13 protein-coding genes are annotated in these 17972 nt (G+C 62.5%); 11 read left to right on the top strand and 2 right to left on the bottom strand.

What is annotated here, in order from left to right; genetic code table 11:
• Positions 1-8 precede the first annotated feature (8 nt).
• Positions 9-1163: a hypothetical protein gene (locus IG627_RS12175; protein WP_193192645.1), complete on the bottom strand. Its 1155-nt coding sequence runs from the start codon at positions 1161-1163 to the stop codon at positions 9-11.
• A 437-nt stretch (positions 1164-1600) separates the two neighbouring features.
• Between IG627_RS12175 and IG627_RS12170 the strand changes: the two genes are divergently transcribed.
• The 4 genes from IG627_RS12170 (at position 1601) to prpD (ending at position 7621) form a co-directional block, all read left to right on the top strand.
• The gene (locus tag IG627_RS12170; RefSeq protein WP_193192644.1) at positions 1601-2287 is read left to right on the top strand and encodes an ABC transporter ATP-binding protein; all 687 of its coding nucleotides are present in this window, start codon (positions 1601-1603) and stop codon (positions 2285-2287) included.
• Positions 2263-4734 (top strand): FtsX-like permease family protein, encoded by a 2472-nt coding sequence (locus tag IG627_RS12165; RefSeq protein WP_193192643.1) that lies wholly within the window; start codon positions 2263-2265, stop codon positions 4732-4734. The genes IG627_RS12170 and IG627_RS12165 overlap by 25 nt, the downstream gene beginning before the upstream one ends.
• A 256-nt stretch (positions 4735-4990) precedes the next feature.
• Positions 4991-5929: a lipocalin-like domain-containing protein gene (locus IG627_RS12160; RefSeq protein ID WP_226865020.1), complete on the top strand. Its 939-nt coding sequence runs from the start codon at positions 4991-4993 to the stop codon at positions 5927-5929.
• 207 nt (positions 5930-6136) lie between these two features.
• Positions 6137-7621 (top strand): 2-methylcitrate dehydratase, encoded by a 1485-nt coding sequence (gene prpD, locus IG627_RS12155; RefSeq protein ID WP_193192641.1) that lies wholly within the window; start codon positions 6137-6139, stop codon positions 7619-7621.
• A gap of 595 nt (positions 7622-8216) precedes the next feature.
• Here the strand turns inward: prpD and IG627_RS12150 are convergent.
• Positions 8217-9176, bottom strand: coding sequence for a porin (locus tag IG627_RS12150; protein WP_193192640.1), 960 nt, complete (start codon positions 9174-9176; stop codon positions 8217-8219).
• Between the two features lie 267 nt (positions 9177-9443).
• On the opposite strand from IG627_RS12150, the gene IG627_RS12145 reads away from it, so the two are divergent.
• From IG627_RS12145 to murB, 7 genes are all read left to right on the top strand, one after another.
• Positions 9444-11939 carry a DNA internalization-related competence protein ComEC/Rec2 gene (locus tag IG627_RS12145; protein ID WP_193192639.1) on the top strand — a complete coding sequence of 832 codons (2496 nt, stop codon included), beginning with the start codon at positions 9444-9446 and terminating at the stop codon, positions 11937-11939.
• Between the two features lie 65 nt (positions 11940-12004).
• Positions 12005-12625 carry a MotA/TolQ/ExbB proton channel family protein gene (locus tag IG627_RS12140; protein ID WP_193192638.1) on the top strand — a complete coding sequence of 207 codons (621 nt, stop codon included), beginning with the start codon at positions 12005-12007 and terminating at the stop codon, positions 12623-12625.
• 16 nt (positions 12626-12641) lie between these two features.
• Positions 12642-13061 carry an ExbD/TolR family protein gene (locus IG627_RS12135; RefSeq protein WP_193192637.1) on the top strand — a complete coding sequence of 140 codons (420 nt, stop codon included), beginning with the start codon at positions 12642-12644 and terminating at the stop codon, positions 13059-13061.
• Between the two features lie 149 nt (positions 13062-13210).
• Positions 13211-15040: a lipid A export permease/ATP-binding protein MsbA gene (msbA, locus tag IG627_RS12130; RefSeq protein ID WP_193192636.1), complete on the top strand. Its 1830-nt coding sequence runs from the start codon at positions 13211-13213 to the stop codon at positions 15038-15040.
• A 12-nt stretch (positions 15041-15052) separates the two neighbouring features.
• Complete coding sequence (lpxK, locus tag IG627_RS12125; protein ID WP_193192635.1) at positions 15053-16090, top strand: tetraacyldisaccharide 4'-kinase; 1038 nt, start codon at positions 15053-15055, stop codon at positions 16088-16090.
• The gene (kdsB, locus tag IG627_RS12120) at positions 16080-16847 is read left to right on the top strand and encodes a 3-deoxy-manno-octulosonate cytidylyltransferase (RefSeq protein WP_193192634.1); all 768 of its coding nucleotides are present in this window, start codon (positions 16080-16082) and stop codon (positions 16845-16847) included. Before lpxK ends, kdsB begins: the two co-directional genes overlap by 11 nt.
• A gap of 12 nt (positions 16848-16859) precedes the next feature.
• Entirely contained in the window at positions 16860-17876 is a 1017-nt protein-coding gene (gene murB, locus IG627_RS12115) for a UDP-N-acetylmuramate dehydrogenase (protein WP_193192633.1), read from the top strand.
• Positions 17877-17972 lie beyond the last annotated feature (96 nt).

The raw sequence follows: 17972 nt of genomic DNA, 5'->3' as shown, positions 1-17972 counted from the left end.
AGGGGACCTCAGCGCTTGAGTTCTTTGTCGCGGACTTTTGACACCAGACTTTTCCCAATATTGTGCCAGACTCCGACGAATCCCACCGCCCCAGCAATAGCGCTCATGGAGGCAATGACGGGTACGGATGCGCCCATTAGGCCGCCAGCAAATGCGACCGCGCCCACCGGGGCAGCCACTTTGCCGGCACCGGAAACCCAGGCGTCCGCATGGCGCTCTCTATCGTAGGCGTCGTGTTCATCTGCGAAGCGTGCGCCGGCCGCCCGCCACTGACTGAATGCGCCCCGCGGGCTCAGGCCTGTATCCGCAAAGTCTTCGTTGAGCGTCATTTCCAGCCGGTGGGCCAGGCGCACCGCCTGGCCGGGCGAGCTAGTGGCCTTGGCCAGATAAGCGGTATGGCCTTTAAGGGTAACACCCTGGTCCACCAGAATCTTCATAGCCTGGGTCAGCACCAGCGAACCACCACTGTCCGCCAACCAGATGACATCTTTGATATCCCTGGCCTGGGCCATGGAGTAGGCCAGGTGCAGTGCCGAGCCTCGGCACTGGTCGTTGTTGAGGGCGTTATAGCGAATTAGGCTGCCTAACTTTTTGCCAGGAGTGAAATGCAGATCGCAGCCACCGTTGCGAACACTGGCGCCCGCCACGTCAGGAGCCTTAATCGCTCGTGGAATCACCGCCCGGGCTGCATGGTCAGCGCTTGAATAGCCTGCGTCGGATACGGTAACCATGCGCCCCGCCTTGGGCGCTACCCGGCCTCCTTGAACATACTTGGCAGTCCACCCTTCGTCGCCCTTAGGTGGGGCGACCCGGTAGAGCCCCATCCGGGTATTCTCCTGACTTGTCGCCTCAAAATAGCGTTCATCCAGATCCATATCCGTGATGCAATATTGATCATTGGTCCAGCGCTTGACCGTAGCCTTGATACCCGGAAGGAAGACAACGTAATAATCCGGCTTTCCGGGACGGACGTACACATTCTTCTTGTCCAGCATACCACTGGTCAGGGCATTGAGTTCCCTGAGCGCGATACGCGGCCAGTGATTGCCTCGATCGGCGGCATCCTTCAGGCGCTGATAGGTGGGCATCAGGTCGGTAGTGCAGCGAATGCGTTTTCCGGCGGCATGTCCGGCGACAACGGGGAGGTCTTGATTGAATTGCATGGCGGGTCCCAACTATTCCTTGTGGGGCGCTCCTTGCGGGGGCGCGTTACATATGCCGCGCATGGTAAAACTTGTTAACTGCTCCGGCAAGCTCCGCTCCTCTACACTTTTGTCGAGAAAAATCGAAAAAGAGAAGGGGGAGTCGGAAAGTCACAGAATATAGGGATAAAACGCACGGACGGAGTCGGGCCTTAGTTTTGATATGGCCTTTGTAGTTTCTCCGTGACATTGGATTTGGTTTTCGAGGCGGAGTGAAGGCTGAATTTTCGTACAGCTGTATGGGTGGCCAGTGATTGGGGCTGAATTGCTAAGAGTGCAACAGGTGTGGCGGAGGATTTTATTTGTTCGATGGGCGTAATTGATTCTGCTACCTTGATTCTGCAGTGACTCCCTGTGCGATAAACTAGCTGAAGTCCATCAGGCAGCTCCACCAAACCATGAATGATGCCTTGATACAGGCCCAGGATCTCAGCAGATCCTACCGCACCGGCCGCGAACAGATCAGCGTGCTACGCGGATTATCCCTCGATCTGCGTCGCGGCGAGGCAGTGGCAGTGATCGGCCCCTCGGGCTCGGGCAAGAGCACACTGCTGAACCTGCTCAATGGCCTGCTGGCCCCCGACAGCGGTCAGCTGCGGCTATTCGGCCGCGATCGGTCCCAGCTGAATGACGACGACTGGGCCGAATTGCGCCGCACCCGTATCGCCACACTCTTCCAGGACGGCAACCTGATCCCCACGCTTACGGTGGCCCGCAATATCGTCTTTCGCGCCGGGCTGGCCGGCCTGCAGGAGCACGACGGCGAGATACTGCTGGAGCGCCTGGGTATTGCCGACACGGCACACCGCTATCCCGATCAACTCTCCGGCGGCCAGCGGCAGCGGGCGGCGCTGGCCTGTGCCTTTGTGATGCGGCCGGAATTGATTCTCGCCGACGAGCCCACCGGCAGCCTCGACTATGCCACTGCCAAGCGTGTGGCACCGCTGTTCTTTGACGCCATCCGCGAGCGGGCGCTGGGCGCACTGATCGTCACCCACAACCCGGAGCTGGCCCAGCGCTGCGACCAGGTTCTTGAACTGCGGGAAGGAGCCCTGCGCCCATGGGACTCGGCACTGTCTTCCTGAGCCATTACCGCCGCCATCCGGGACAGCTGGCCGGATTGCTGCTGATCCTGGTGTGTGCGGCCATGCTGTGGAGCGGGGTGCGCTCGCTGACGGCCGCGGCGGAGAATGCGGTTGCCGAATCCAGGGCGGCGCTGGAGCCGCTGCTGAGTGTGGTGCACGTCGATGGCCGTGCGTTGGAGGTGGAGGATTTCGTGCGGCTGCGCCGGGCGGGGCTCTGTGTGTCGCCGCGGCTGGAGGTGCGTTTCGCCGGGAGTGAGATACCCGCCGTTATCGGTATAGATCCATTCAGTGCCGATTGCCTGCGGCAGTATAGTCGGCAGCCAGAGGAGCGCGCGCCGGTCGCCAGCCAATTGCTCGCCGGGTTCGATCGCCCAACCCTGCTCGGCAGCGCCACAGACCTGGCGCGCTGGCGGCAGTTGTCGCTGCCGGGCGGCGGGGACTATCAGTTCGAAGAATTTGACGGCCTGCCGCGCGGACAGCTGCTCACCGACATTTCAGTAGCCGCCGAACTGGCGAGCGCCGGGCGCAGCAGACTCGAGATTCTGCTGCCGGCGGCGGAGGCGGAAAGGTTGCCGCTCCCTGAGGGCTACCGCGGCCAAGTTGAAGACTACGGTGTGGAACCGGAGCCGCTGGTGGAAGCCTTCCTGCTCAGCCTCGATGCACTGGGGGCTCTGGCGCTGCTGGTGGCGGCGCTACTGGTGCGCAGTGTCTACCGCTTTGCGCTGGAGCAGCGGCGTCGCAGCCTGGAGATACTGGTGCGGCTCGGTGTACGACCGGTGCAATTGCGCCTGGCGCTGGTCGTGGAAGTGCTGCTGGTTGCGCTGGTCGGCGGCACTCTGGGACTGTGGCTGGGCGAGCGGCTGGCATCGGCGATGGCGGACGGATTCCAGGGCACTCTGCAAGGGCTTTTCAGTGTCGATATCCTGGCCAGGGGCGCTCCCTCCGCGGAAACCTGGCTCGGTATGGTACTGATACTGGCGCTGGTGGTCGGCTGGGCCTGCGCCGATCTGCTGATGCTGCGGCGGGAGCGGGAGGGTAGGGAGCCGATGGTCCGCTGGCGCTGGTTGGGGGCGCTGCTGCTCGTCACTGTGTCATTGCTGGTGTTGTTGTTGACGGGCCGGCTGTGGCTGATATTCCTGGCCACCCTGGGATGCCTGATCGGCGCCGGCCTGCTGCTGCCCGAATTGCTGAACCGGCTGCTGGCGCGGGCCGAGCGCCACTGCCGGCAGCCGCTATTGGAGTGGTCCTGCTCCGAGATGCGGGCCCTGTGCCGGCTGTTGAGCCTGCCGCTGACGGCGCTGGCATTTGCCATCGCCACCGCCATCGGGGTGCAGGCGATGGTCACCGGCTTCGAATCCACCTTTGCCCGCTGGCTCGACCAGCGATTGCAGGGCGATCTCTATCTGGATCCCGGCCGGCCGCTGGATTCTGCTGAGTGGAGCGAACGGCTGCGGGGCCTGCCCGGGGTGACGACGGTGTTGCCAATGGTGCGTGGTCGAGCACTGCTGGACGGATTGCAGGTAGATGTTCTGGCGATCGATCCGGCCTCGCCGCTGCTGAGGGACTGGCCATTTCTTGACGCAGTACCTAACCACTGGGTGGCACTGCCGACGCGGGGCGTGCTGATCAACGAGCAGCTGGCCCGCCGGCAGTCCCTGGCCGTGGGCGATAGGATCCGTTTCCACTTTGGAGGGGCGAGCGTAACTCCAAATCGTCATTCCCGCGCAGGCGGGAATCCAGAATCCCCGCAGCCACTGGACCCCCGTCTGCGCGGGGGTGACGAGACACGAATTTCCAACGGCGCCCAAGAGTTACATACGCGCGAGGTGATCGGCATCTACGCCGACTACGGCCGGCCCGAGGGCGAGTTGATGCTGCCACTCGCGATTGTTCCGGACGCGCTGCCCGATCGCTATGCCACTTTTGTGTTGGGCGTGGAGGACATCGACAAGATCTCCTGGCGAGACTGGCGGTCGGAATACCCGTGGCTGGCCGGCAGTCGCCTTCGTGATCAGGCGGGGCTGAAGCGGGGGGCCAACACCGCCTTTGCCCGTACCTTCCAGATGACGCACATGCTGAACATCCTGACGCTGGCACTGGCGGGCACGGCCCTGGCGTTGATGGGGCTGGTGATTTTCCGTCTGCGGCAGGGGAGCTATACCCTGCTGTATGTGTACGGTGTGCGGCGAAAAAGCCTGCGCGGGAGATTGATTGCGCACAGCATGTTGGTTACGGGGCTGCTGGCGCTGCTGGCGACGCCGCTGGGGATTTTCCTCGGCTGGGTGCTGGTGGCTCGGGTCAATCCCGTCGCTTTTGGTTGGGCCCTGCCGCTGCATCTGTATCCGGGATTCTGGTTGCAGGTGTGGCTGGCGTGCCTGGTGATTGGCGCTTTTGTGGGTGCGCTGGTGGGCAATCCGGTGCGGCTGGAGACACTGAAGAATGAATAGGCCGGGCCGGATATTGCTGGGCACCGCTAGTAATAGCGGATCTGGTTTGTGCGGTAGGGTGCGCCGTGCGCACCGCTCAGGGCTGGTGCGGGTTTTAAACCTTTTGGTGCGCACGGCGCACCCTGCGAGCGCGATTTATATAGCTGCTCTGCTCATCGTCTTGGTGCTAACCGGTTGCGGAAGAGACGCCGAGCGCGAATCCTCTTTCCGTGCTCTGAGAGACCCGCCGCAGGGATTTCGCCAGGCAGTGCCGGGGATGACCATTAGTTTGCCAGAGGATTTGGGCCCGCACCCGCAGTACCGCCTCGAGTGGTGGTACCTGACCGCCAACCTGCGCAGTGCCGATGACAAGAAGTTCGGCGTGCAGTGGACACTGTTCCGCAACGGCCTGCGACCCGGCCCCTACGAAGAAAAAGAGCCGGGCTGGCGGCGCAATGAACTCTGGCTGGCCCACGCGGCACTGAGCCGCCCGGAAGATCACCGCTTTGCATCCCGCAGCGCCCGCGGCGGCACCGGCCAGGCCGGCGTAACCGCGCAGTCGTTCGAGGCCTGGATCGATAACTGGCAGCTCGACAGCCGCCCCCGCGGCGTCTGGAAGCTTTCTGTGGCGGCCGAGGATTTCAGCTACCGCCTGCAGATACAGCCAAGTCCGATACCAGTGCTGCATGGTGAGCACGGCTTCAGCGCCAAGTCCGCTTCTGGCGGCGGCTCCATGTATTTCAGTTTTCCGCTGCAGGCGATTGACGGAGAGGTAGTCATTGACGGTGAGCGTTTCACCGTGCGTGGGCAGGGCTGGTTTGATCGGGAGTGGAGCAGCCAGTATCTCATGGCGGACCAGCAGGGTTGGGACTGGATGGCACTGCATCTGGAAGACGGCCGTCACCTGATGCTGTTCCGGGTGCGCGGTGCGGAAGATTTCTATTCGGGCACCCTGGTTGCCACCGATGGGAGCGCGCGGTCACTGGGAGCCGACGAGTTCAGCCTGCAGCCAGTCGAGTACCGCGACAGCCGCCTCGGCGAGGTGCCGGTGGTCTGGCGATTGAAAGTGCCGTCAGCCGAATTGGATCTCGAGATTCGTTCCTGGCCGGGGGATTACTGGAATCCGGGTGCGCTGCGCTATTGGGAAGGGCCTGTCGCTGTCAGCGGGAGCCATACCGGCGAGGGATATCTGGAAATGACGGGGTACGGCGGCTGAGTTCGGTGGGAGCGGGCGGGAACAGCTGTTCGTGAAGTCCGTTCGCGTTATCTATTCTCTCTGGTATCCGCGGGCATCAGAACTTTCTACTGGAACTGTAGGAGCGGCGGGGCGGCCACCCGCCGTTGGCCGCGATCGGGCTGTGCCAACCGGAAAAATCTATCGCGGCCATGGGCCGCTCCTACAAATCCGTGCCGGAGCTTAGAAATGAGCGCCAATGTAGACCTGAATATCCGCCCGGACTACGACCAGGTGATCCAGGATATCGCCGATTACGTCCTCAATTACCACATAGACTTCGACGAGGCCTGGGATACGGCGCGCAACTGCCTGATGGACACTCTGGGTTGCGGCCTGCTGGCGTTGCGTTTTCCGGAGTGCACCAAGCATCTGGGGCCGATTGTCGAGGGCACGCTTGTGCCCAATGGTGCGCGGGTGCCGGGCACCCAGTTCCGCCTCGATCCGGTCAAGGCGGCCTGGGATATCGGCTGTATCCTGCGCTGGCTGGATTACAACGATACCTGGCTGGCGGCGGAGTGGGGACATCCGTCCGACAACCTTGGCGCTATCCTGGCGGTAGCGGATTACCTGTCGCAAAAGAATGTATCCAGGGGTAAAAAGCCACTGCTCATGCGCGAGGTGCTGGACGCAATGATCCGCGCCCACGAGATCCAGGGGGTGCTGGCGCTGGAGAACAGTTTCAATCGCGTCGGCCTGGATCATGTATTGCTGGTGCGCGTCGCCTCCACGGCGGTGGCGGCAAAGCTGAGGGGCGCCAACCGCAAGCAGGTGATGGCGGCCTTGTCCCACGCCTGGGTGGATGGCAGTGCGCTGCGCACCTATCGCCACGCCCCCAACGCCGGCTCGCGCAAATCCTGGGCCGCGGGGGATGCCACTTCCCGCGGTGTGCGCCTGGCGGATATTGCGATGCGCGGGGAGATGGGGATTCCCGCTGCGCTGACGGCGAAGCAGTGGGGTTTTTACGATGTGTGCTTCAGCAAGACCGTCGCCGACCAGAAAATCAAGGTGGGGGCGGAGCGGCAGTTTAAATTCCAGCGGCCTTTCGGCAGCTATGTGATGGAAAATATTCTGTTCAAAATCTCCTTCCCGGCCGAATTCCACAGCCAAACTGCTTGCGAGGCGGCAGTGTTGCTGCACCCGCAGGTAAAGAGTCGCATCGAAGAGATAGACCGAGTGGTGATTACCACCCATGAGTCGGCGATCCGCATTATTTCCAAGGAGGGGCCGCTGGCCAATGCGGCGGATCGGGATCACTGTCTGCAATATATGACGGCGGTGCCACTGTTGTTTGGCGACCTGGTGGCGGAGCACTATGAGGATGGTTTTCACACGGCGCATCCGGAGATAGATGAACTGCGCAGCAAAATGGAAGTGGTTGAGGACAAGCGTTATTCACGGGAGTATCTGGATCCAGACAAGCGTTCAATCGCCAACGCGGTGCAGGTGTTCTTTACCGATGGTTCTTCGACGGAAAAAGTCGAGGTGGAGTATCCGATAGGGCACCGGCGGCGCAGGAAGGAGGGGATTCCGTTGTTGAAGGAGAAGTTTCGGGGAAATCTGGCTACGCGTTTTCCGCCTGTGCGCTGTGAGGAGATCTTTGCATTGTGCAGGGATCGGCAGAAGCTGGAGCAGACGCCGGTGCACGAGTTTATGGATTTGTTTGTGATCTGACATTTATCGCGGCCGTGGGTGGATGGCCGCCACGCCGCCCCTATAGGAGCATTCAGTCGTCATTCCGGCGCAGGCCGGAATCCAGGTGCTCCCGAACTGGATACCGGCATTCGCCGGTATGACGAGCCAATGTAGGAACGGCGGGGCGGCCATCCGCCCCTATAGGAGCATTCAGTCGTCATTCCGGCGCAGGCCGGAATCCAGGTGCCCCCAAACTGGATACCGGCATTCGCCGGTATGACAAGCTAATGTAGGAACGGCGGGGCGGCCATCCGCCCCTATAGGAGCATTCAGTCGTCATTCCGGCGCAGGCCGGAATCCAGGTGCCCCGAACTGGATACCGGCATTCGCCGGTATGGCGAGCCAATGTAGGAATGGCGGGGTGGCCATCCGCCCCTACAGGAGCGTTCAGTCGTCATTCCGGCGCAGGCCGGAATCCAGGTGCCCCCGAACTGGATACCGGCATTCGCCGGTATGACGAGCCATTGTAGGAGCGGCGGGGCGGCCATACGCCCATGGCCGCGATTGATCTCTCGCAACGAAAAAGCCCCGGCTGTGACACCGGGGCTTTTTATTTGCACGAGATCAAATCCGATCAGAACTTGAATTCGGTGCCGATTCCGACGTAGTTGCGCTCGTAGTCGTCCGCAGCGGTTTCGTCAGTGTAGAAGGCAAAGACCTTGGCCGCGCTGGACAGTTTGTAGTCCAGGCCCAGGCTGTAGGTTTCGCCGTCGGTTACGACGATGTCGGACTGGCCGTACTGGGCCTTGGCGGTCCACTGGTTGATCTTGTAGGCAATGGAGGTCATCCAGCCGTCCTGGGTGCTGCCGTCAGCTTTTTCCTGCTCTTCGAACAGGGCGCCGACCTGTACCGGGCCGATGCTGTACTGGGCCACCATGCGCTGCACGTCCCAGTCATTGGCTTCCACGTCCTGGTCGTAGGCGTAGGCCAGGTAGACGCCGTTGTTGTCGTAGGCCAGGGACACGGAGGTGCCGTTTTCGCGGGTGATCTCCCGGTCGAATTCGTCGATACCGATCACTTCGTCGCGGTGGCTGATATAGGCCGCGGACACCTTGAAGCCGCCGAAGGACGGGGTGGTGTACTGCAGGTTGTTGGACTCGCGGTTGTCGCTCTTGGTGATGATGCTCTTGATATCGCCTTCGAGGTCGTTGAACAGGTCGACTTTTTTCTGGGCGACTTTCAGCGGGGTATCGAACTTGCCGCCGATCACCTGGCCGAATCCGCCTTCCAGACCGGCGTAGATGTTGCGTTGCTCGAAGGTGTCCTCGGCTTCGCCATCGATATCTACCTGGTATTCCATCTTGTAGATACCCTTGAGGCCTCCTGTGCCACCAATACCGTCGAGCGGCAGCTCGCCCTTGACACCCAGGCGGGAGGCGTTGCTCTTGATATCGGTGGTGGCGCCGTCGCCCTCATCGGCGGACTGGAAATCCACATTGGCCTTGCCGTAGAAATCGATGATTTCGGATTCCTGGGCACTGGCAAATGCGGGAACCATGGCGGCAACAGCCAGGGAAATAACGGTCTTTTTCATCGGTAGTCTCGCACAGTTTATGGTTTTGGCTGAGGCGGGGCCGTTTATTGTCCGAATGCCGACCCTGCCTCGAGTTGGTGCGGATTCTGCGAGCTGAATATTACAAACGTGTTAAAGATGGCATTTTTCTTAAATTTTTGTGACCGAGTGGTGCCACTTTATACAGGAATGACAGCCTGAAACCATCAATTGCCATTGCACGCGCTTTGCGCAGGGCGCGGAAATCTGGCAAAAACGTGGTATTCACAGGGAGAGTGGAGCGGGGATATGGGCGTAGCGGCCGACACAGGGCGCGCCGGTGCAGCGGGGCTGACGCCCCTGCTGTGGATCTATTCCCTCGCCATCGTCGCCAGCGGCTGCCTGTCGCGCCTTCCCCCATTGCACTATCTGCTGTGGCTGTCCCCGCTACTTCTCGGTGTCGCCTGGCTACTGCGCAGACGGACACGACTGCTGCCGCCGCTGATCGCCGCCTTGGTCGGTGCCGGCTGGGCGCTCCATCACAACCATCAGGCCCTGGCAGAGCGGTTGCCACTCGACGCCTACGGCGGCGATTTCCTGCTCGAGTTACAGGTAGTTTCCCTGCCGGAAATCCGCATTGCCAGCTTCGGCCTTGGCGACAGAAGTCGCGCGACCAGCCTGCGTTTCAGCGCCCGGGTGCTGGCGCCGGTGGGTGCAAGTCCGTCCCCCGGCATGGAAGGGCAGCTGCTGGATCTCACCTGGTACCGCGTCGACCCCCAGGTACGCCAGCAGCTGCGCGCCGGCAGTCGCTGGCTATTGCCACTGCGCCTGAAGCGCCCGCGCGGCAGTATCAATCCCCACGGTTTCGACTATGAAGGCTGGCTGTTGCAGCGCGGCGTCTACGCCACCGGCTATGTGCGGCCCCAGGACCACAGGCCCCGCTACCTGGGCGACACCCCTGGCCTGCCGGCGCTGCGCCAGTGGCTGCGCGACCGACTGACGGCGCTGCCGGTGCGCCGCAGCGAGCTGCTCTGCGCACTGTTGCTGGGCGACAGGAGCGGCCTGAGCAGTGGTGACCGGCAGCTGTTGCGGGAGACGGGCACCGCCCACCTGCTGGCCATCTCCGGCCTGCACGTGGGTATGGTGACGGGATTCTTCCTGCTGCTTGGCAAACTCCTGGGCCGCTTGGTCGGACTGGCCACAGGCGCTACGCCTAGGGGGTTGGCGGTGTTTCTCGCTTTGGCCGGCTCCCTGGCATACACGCTGCTGGCCGGTGCCCCACTGTCCGCGCGGCGGGCCCTGGCCATGACCTGGGTCCTGCTGCTCGCCTGGCAGTGGCGGCGGCGCATCGGAGCCGGCCTGGCCTACAGCCTTGCGCTGGCACTGGTGCTGACACTGCAGCCGCTGGCATTTTTCGGCGCCGGCTTCTGGCTGTCCTTTGTTGCGGTCGGGGCCCTGTTGCTCGGTTTCAGTGGCCGCCTGCGAATTGGGGGTTGGGCAGGGGGGGAAGGTCAGCGGGGGAGGCAGCTGCTCGCTGGAGGCGCGGGCCTGCTGCGCAGCCAGTGGTTGGTGGCCATCGGCCTGGTATTGCCGTCACTGGTGTTTTTCTCCGGCTTCAGTCCCGGCGGTCTGCTGCTCAATCTAGTCGCGATTCCCTGGCTGGGGTTCGCGATTCTGCCGCCACTGATGCTCGGCACCCTGCTAACCGGTACCTGGGTGGGGGATTGGTGCAGCCGCTTTGCCGGCTGGCAGCTGGATCTGCTGATGGATTTTCTCGAGGCCGGTCGCGGCGCCCTGCCGGCCTGGCAGGTACTGGGGCCGCCCGCGGATCTGGTCGTGCTGTGCCTGGCGGCCCTGGGCGTATTGCTGTTGTTGCTGCCCGCGGGCCTGCCCGGGCGCCGGCTCGGATGGCTGTTTCTATTGCCGCCGCTGCTCCCGTTTCTTCCCCATGCTAACGGCACGGCTGACTCCCTGAGGCTGACGGTGCTCGATGTGGGCCAGGGGCTGGCGGTGGTGCTGCGGACGCCGCAGCAACGGCTGTTGTACGACACGGGGCCCTTGTCCGGCTCCGGCTGGAGTGCCGGCAGCCAGATCATTGCCCCCTATCTGCTGGGGGAGGGCGTTCCGGCGCTGGATACGGTGATTGTCAGTCACGGCGACATGGATCACGCCGGGGGATTTGCGGGACTTTCGGAGACGCTGCCGCTCGGTCGAACAGTCGCCCCCGGGCAGCTGGCGGGCAGGCTGCGCGGCATATCGGGTGGAAGAGTGAGTCAGTGCCTGGCGGGTAACGACGTGACACTGGGCGATTTGCGCCTGCAATGGCTGTGGCCGGACATCCGCGGGCTCTCCGGGGAGGAAAACGACCACAGCTGCGTGGTGCTGATCGACTGGCGCGGCGTGCGTATCCTGCTGACCGGGGATATTTCCAGCCAGGTGGAGCGGCAGCTGAGCAGCCGCTATCCGGACCTGGCGCCGGTAGACCTGTTGATAGCGCCGCACCACGGCTCACGCAGCTCCTCCTCGCCGGCACTGGTCGATTGGGCGAAACCGCGCCAGGTGATTTTCAGCGCGGGATTCCGCCACCACTTCGGCCACCCGCACCCGGATGTCGTGCGCCGGTATAGTGCCAGCGGCGCGCAACTGTTCAATACCGCGGACAGTGGGGCACTTGAGTTTACCTGGCGCAATGGCGATAGGTTGCCGACGATAGACGCCGCCCGCTCGGCCGGGCGGTTTTGGTATGTCGATCACACGGATGAAACTGGCGACGCGGGGAGGCTTAGCCGCCGCGGTCAGCTGTGATAAAGTGCTGGCCGTGCATCGCGGGATGCACAGGTTTGTTCCTTCCGCAGTCTGGGAAATAAAAAGTGCTTGAAATAATAAAGTCCGGCGGCTGGCTGATGCTGCCAATCCTGCTCTGTTCCGTCGCCGTTATCGCCATCTGTATCGAGCGCCTGTGGACCTTGAACCCGCGTCGCATAGCGCCGCGCACACTGCTGGGTGAAGTCTGGGGTTGGCTGAAAAATAATCAGATTAGTGGCGACAAGCTGAAGGAGCTGCGCGATTCCAGTCCCCTGGGGCGCATCTTTGCCGCCGGCCTTTCCAATTCCCGCCACGGCCGCGATGTGATGAAAGACAGTATTGAGGAGGCCGCCGGGCAGGTGGTGCACGATCTCGAGCGCTTCCTCGGCGCCCTGGGTACCATCTCCGCAGTGGCGCCGCTGATCGGCCTGCTGGGCACGGTACTGGGCATGATTCAGGTGTTTACCGCCATTATGCTCGAGGGCACCGGCAATGCCGGCGTACTGGCCGGCGGAATCAGCCAGGCGCTGATCACCACCGCTGCGGGCCTGACTGTCGCCATTCCGGCACTGATGGCGCACCGCTACTTCCAGCGCCGGGTGGACAGCATCGTCGTCACCATGGAGCAGGAGGCGGTGAAACTGGTCGACGCCCTGCACAGTGACCGCCGTATCGAAGCGGCCTGAGCGGGGTAGGGATTCGATGCAATTTCGCCGCCAAGCCAAAGAGCAGGACGGAGTCAACCTGACGCCGCTGATCGATGTGGTCTTCCTGCTGCTGATCTTCTTTATGGTGTCCACCACCTTTACCAAGGAGAGCCATCTGAAGCTGAACCTGCCGGAAGCGGCGGGTCCCCAGGCCGAGGAGCAGCCGCGCGCCGTGGAGGTGCTGATCAACGCGGACGGCTCCTATTCGGTGGACGGCCGCGCCCTGATCAACAAAAAACTGACTACGCTGAAATCGGCGCTGTCGGAAGTTTCCGCGGGCGAGTACAATCGCCCCCTCGTGATAACCGCCGACGCCACCGCCCAGCACCAGGCCGTGGTGCGGGCCATGGATGCCGCCGGGCAGCTGGGTTTTGTCAATCTCAGCATTACCACGCGGCAACCGGAAGAAAACTAGCTCGCAATCCCCGCGCAGTGCCCCTACCGATCGCAGGATGGGCAAAGCCCGCGTAGCGGACGTGCCCATCGCGCCACAGTTGATGGGCACTCTTCGCTTTGCCCATCCTGGAGGGCGTGTTTCGAAGCGGGCTCCAGTTAAGAATTCGTATGGATAGAGTCAACACGCCCCCGAGCAAACCGCGACGCGGGGCGGAAACCTACCGCCGCCTGCTTTCCTACGCGCTGCCGCACTGGCCGATTTTCGCCATTGCGGTTTTCGGCTTCCTGCTGTTTTCGACCATGGGTGTCAGCCTGATCGCGGTGACCGAACTGCTGCTCGATGCCGTGGGTGCCGGTATTCAGGAGAGCCGCGGATTCCTCGCCAAATATGTTGCGGCCTGGTTCCCGGGCGGCATCATGCCGCAGGAGACGGCGCGCTGGCTGATACCGCTGGCGATGCTGCTCATTATTGTGCTGCGCGCCTGTGGCAACTTTATCGGCAGTTACGGTCTCGCCTATGTGGCGCGCTCGGTCATTCACCGGCTGCGCACCCAGCTGTTCGAGAAAATCGGCCAGCTGCCCAGTGCCTATTTCGATCGCTACACCGGCGCCTACCTGATCTCCAAAGTCTCTTACAACGTGGAGCAGGTGACCAATTCCATCACCAAGGCGGTGAAGGTGCTGATCCGCGAATCCTTCACCACCATAGGCCTGCTTATTTACCTGCTACTGGTGAACTGGAAGCTCACCCTGACTTTTTTCCTGTTTGCCCCCTTTATTGCCTTTATCGTGCGCAGCGTTGGCAAGCGTTTCCGCAAACTGAGCCACCGTATCCAGAACACCATGGGCGACGTGACCCATGTGACCCAGGAGGCGATTAACGGCTACCAGGTCGTGCGTATGTACGGTGGCCAGGCCTATGAAAATGCGCGTTTCGAGTCCGCCAGCGACAATAACCGCCAGCAGTTTATGAAGCTGGTGGTGGCGGACAATGCCAGCGTGTCGGTGATCCAGATTCTCGTCGGCCTGTCCACGGCCACCATTGTGTGGCTGGCGCTGGCGCCGGGTATGGTGGAATCGATGACCGCCGGTGTCTTCGCCGCCTATATCGGCGCCGCTGCGTCCCTGGCCAAGCCGGTGCGCAGCCTGTCGGAGGTGTTTGCGGATATCCAGAAAGGCATCGCTGCGGCGGAGAGTATTTTTGAGGTGATCGATTCACCGAAAGAGCCGCAGGGTGGTGAGGCGCAACTACCGCAGCCGGTGCGCGGCGCTGTGACCTTTGACAACCTCGGCTTCAGTTACGATGCGTCGGCACCGACGGTACTAACGGATATCAGCTTCGCGGTGGAGCCTGGGCAGACCGTTGCTTTGGTAGGCGCCTCCGGTTCCGGCAAGAGTACCCTGGTCAGCCTGCTGGCGCGCTTCTACGAGCCCACCTGCGGGCGTATCCTGCTGGACGGTGTAAATATTGCGGATGTTTCACTCGCCGACCTGCGCCACCATATCAGCATGGTGTCGCAGAATATCGTACTGTTTAACGACAGCGTCTATCGCAATATCGCTTACGGCGAGCTGGAAAATGCGACGCCTGAGCAGGTGCAGCGCGCGGTGGAGTTGGCTCACGCCAGCGAATTCATCGATGAGTTGCCACAGGGGTTGCAGACGGTATTGGGCGACAATGCGCAGATGTTGTCTGGCGGCCAACGCCAGCGTCTCGCCATCGCCCGCGCTCTGCTCAAGGATGCGCCTATCCTGATTCTCGATGAAGCCACTTCCGCCCTGGACAACGAATCCGAGCGCGCCATTCAATTGGCCCTGACCGAGGTCATGAAGAACCGCACGACTTTCGTTATCGCCCACCGCCTGAGCACCATTGAAAATGCGGATCGTATCCTGGTGATGGAGCAGGGGCGGATCGTCGAGAGTGGCAACCACGCCGAACTGCTGGGGCAGGGCGGCCGCTACGCAACCCTGTTACAACAGCAAACTGCCGGATAAGGCCACAACGCTATGTCAGTGGAAGACTGGTTCAACAAACGCTGGTACCCGGAAGAGGGGAAGCGGGGCTCCTCACTGCCACTGCTGGCGCCATTGGAGTCCCTCTATGGCATGGTGAGTGGCCGGCGCCGGCGGCAGAGCCTGGAGAATCCGCCCGAGCCACTGCCGGTTCCGGTCATCGTTGTGGGCAATATCACCGCCGGTGGTGCCGGCAAGACACCGCTGGTGGCGGAACTGGCGCGCTGGTTGCGGGAGCGGGGCAGAAATCCCGGTATCATCAGCCGCGGTTACGGCGGCAAGGCCAGGCAGTATCCCTATCAGGTCACGGCGCAGTCGCATCCGCTCGAATGCGGCGACGAGCCGCTGATGCTGCACCTGGTTACCGGTCTGCCGGTGATGGTGTCGCCGAACCGCGCCGAGGCGGCGCAGGCGCTGGTCGACTACCACCAGTGCGATGTGATTCTGTCCGACGATGGCCTGCAACACTACCAACTCTGGCGCAGCCTGGAAATCTGTGTGGTGGATGGCCACCGCGGCCTCGGCAACGGCAAGTTGCTGCCGCGCGGACCGCTGCGGGAACCGGCGGAGCGGCTGCGCCAGGTGGATCTGGTGGTGGCCAATGGCGAGCCGGAGGAGCAGGTGAAGCTGCAGTGCGGCGAGCTGCTGGAATTCCAGATGAAACTGGAACCGGCCAGTTGGCACCAGTTCAACCTGGACCAGACCTCGACGGTGAAGCTGGCCTCGGGCCCTGAGCCGGGCCCCTGTCACGGCGTGGCGGCCATCGGCAATCCGCAGCGCTTTTTCCGCGAGCTGCACCAACTGGGTTTCCGCGTTACCGAGCAGGCCTTCGCCGATCACCACCAGTTCACGCCGCAGGAGCTCCACTTCGACGGCGAGACGCCGGTGATCATGACCATGAAGGACGCGGTCAAGTGCCGCGACTTCTGGCAGAGTCACTGGTGGGCGCTGGAAGTAAAAGCCAATCTGCCGGATGTCTTCTACCAGAAAATTCACCAGCATTTGCAACAGTTTTCAGAAAATGACCAATAGACTTTCCTTCGACGTCATTATCCCGGCGCGTTTCGCATCCAGCCGACTGCCGGGCAAACCGCTGGCGGATATCGGCGGCAAGCTGATGGTGCAGCATGTTTACCAGCGCGCGCAGGAGAGCCGCGCCGAGCGCGTGATCGTCGCCACCGACGATATGCGTGTGGCGGAGGCAGTGCGCGCTTTCGGCGGCGAAGTCTGCATGACCTCCGCGGATCACGCCTCGGGAACCGATCGCCTGCAGGAGGTAGCGATCAACCTGGGCCTGGCTGCCGATCGCATACTGGTGAATGTACAGGGCGACGAGCCGCTGATACCGCCGAAGGTGATCGATCAGGTGGCGGCCAACCTGGCGGCCAATACCAGTGCTGGCGTCGCCACCCTGGCTGAGCCGATTCGCAGCCTGGAGGATTTCCGCAATCCGAATATCGTCAAGGTGGTTGCGGCAGAGTCAGGTCTCGCGCGCTACTTCTCCCGTGCGCCGGTTCCCTGGCCGCGGGATGCCTTTGCAGCGGGTTTTGACCAGTTGCCAGAGGGCCTGGAACCGCGCCGGCATATCGGTATCTATGCTTATCGTGTGGCGCTGCTGAATCATTTTGTCTCCTGGCCGGTAGCGCCACTGGAGCAGTTCGAATCGCTGGAGCAGCTGCGCTTCCTGTACCACGACGAGAATATCCATGTGGCGGATGCCTGCGAGGAAGTCCCCGGCGGTGTGGATACCGAACAGGACCTGCAGCGCATGCGAGAGTTATTGGGTTAGAACCGGCAGCGAATGATAGAAACCGATATTGATCTGCAGCCCCTGAACACCCTGGCCATTGCCGCTCGCGCGGCACATTTTGCGCGGGTGGGAAACCTGGAGCAGCTGCGTGAGGCGCTGGAATATGCGCGCGCAAAAAATCTGCCGATCCTTCCCCTCGGCGGTGGCAGCAATATAGTGCTGACCGGCGACTTTCCCGGCCTGGTAATCCTCGTAGAGTTTCACGGCCTGTCCCTTGATGACAATGCTGACGGCACATCCCTGTGTGCGGCGGCCGGTGAGAACTGGCATCGGCTGGTGATGTACACGGTGGAGCAGGGGCTCGGTGGCCTGGAAAACCTGGCGCTGATCCCGGGCAAGATAGGTGCGGCGCCCATACAGAATATCGGCGCCTACGGCGTGGAGTTGCGCGATACCTTTACCGACCTGCAGGCGGTGCATATTCCCACCGGTGAACTGCGCGAGTTTTCTGCGACAGACTGCCAGTTTGGTTACCGCGACAGCGTCTTCAAGGGTGCGGCGCGGGACCAGTACATCATCACCCGTGTGCGCCTGCAGCTGCCCCGGAAATGGAGCCCGCGGCTGGACTACCCGGCGCTGCACCAGCACCTGGCCGAGCACGGCCACAGTGCCGCTGACCTCACACCGGCGGAAGTGGCCGGGGCGGTCATCGATATTCGCAACAGCAAGCTGCCGTCGCCGGACGATATTCCCAACGCCGGCAGCTTTTTCAAGAACCCGCTGGTGGATGCCGACTGCTATGAAGGCCTGAAGAAGGCCCATCCGGACCTGGTGGCCTTCGCCGCTGGTGAACAGTGGAAGCTGGCCGCCGGCTGGTTGATAGACCGCGCCGGCTGGCGTGGCGCACGGCGCAACTCAGTGGGCGTCCACGACCGCCAGGCCCTGGTGCTGGTCAACCCGGGCCGAGGCAGCGGCGCCGAGGTAACCGGCCTCGCCGAGGAAATTGCGGCTGATATCCGCGCTAAATACGGTGTGGAACTGGAGCCGGAACCCCGCTATTACCCGTAGCCGCCCAGTTTCGGATCAACTATTCATAGATTCGTCATTCCGGGGGCGGGCCGGAACCCGGTCCGGGGGCCTGGGTTTCGGCCCGCGCCCGGGAGG

Source organism: Microbulbifer taiwanensis (assembly GCF_014904815.1).
Taxonomy (GTDB): domain Bacteria; phylum Pseudomonadota; class Gammaproteobacteria; order Pseudomonadales; family Cellvibrionaceae; genus Microbulbifer; species Microbulbifer taiwanensis.
This window is presented reverse-complemented; position numbering and strand designations above follow the sequence as displayed.

Bases quoted from the DNA above. Each gene is read 5' to 3' on its own strand.
- kdsB (WP_193192634.1), top strand. From the start codon at position 16,080: ATGACCAATAGACTTTCCTTCGACGTCATTATCCCGGCGCGTTTCGCA.
- IG627_RS12175 (WP_193192645.1), bottom strand. From the start codon at position 1,163: ATGCAATTCAATCAAGACCTCCCCGTTGTCGCCGGACATGCCGCCGGA.
- msbA (WP_193192636.1), top strand. From the start codon at position 13,211: ATGGATAGAGTCAACACGCCCCCGAGCAAACCGCGACGCGGGGCGGAA.
- IG627_RS12170 (WP_193192644.1), top strand. From the start codon at position 1,601: ATGAATGATGCCTTGATACAGGCCCAGGATCTCAGCAGATCCTACCGC.
- prpD (WP_193192641.1), top strand. From the start codon at position 6,137: ATGAGCGCCAATGTAGACCTGAATATCCGCCCGGACTACGACCAGGTG.
- IG627_RS12160 (WP_226865020.1), top strand. From the start codon at position 4,991: ATGACCATTAGTTTGCCAGAGGATTTGGGCCCGCACCCGCAGTACCGC.
- murB (WP_193192633.1), top strand. From the start codon at position 16,860: ATGATAGAAACCGATATTGATCTGCAGCCCCTGAACACCCTGGCCATT.
- lpxK (WP_193192635.1), top strand. From the start codon at position 15,053: ATGTCAGTGGAAGACTGGTTCAACAAACGCTGGTACCCGGAAGAGGGG.
- IG627_RS12150 (WP_193192640.1), bottom strand. From the start codon at position 9,176: ATGAAAAAGACCGTTATTTCCCTGGCTGTTGCCGCCATGGTTCCCGCA.
- IG627_RS12135 (WP_193192637.1), top strand. From the start codon at position 12,642: ATGCAATTTCGCCGCCAAGCCAAAGAGCAGGACGGAGTCAACCTGACG.
- IG627_RS12165 (WP_193192643.1), top strand. From the start codon at position 2,263: ATGGGACTCGGCACTGTCTTCCTGAGCCATTACCGCCGCCATCCGGGA.
- IG627_RS12145 (WP_193192639.1), top strand. From the start codon at position 9,444: ATGGGCGTAGCGGCCGACACAGGGCGCGCCGGTGCAGCGGGGCTGACG.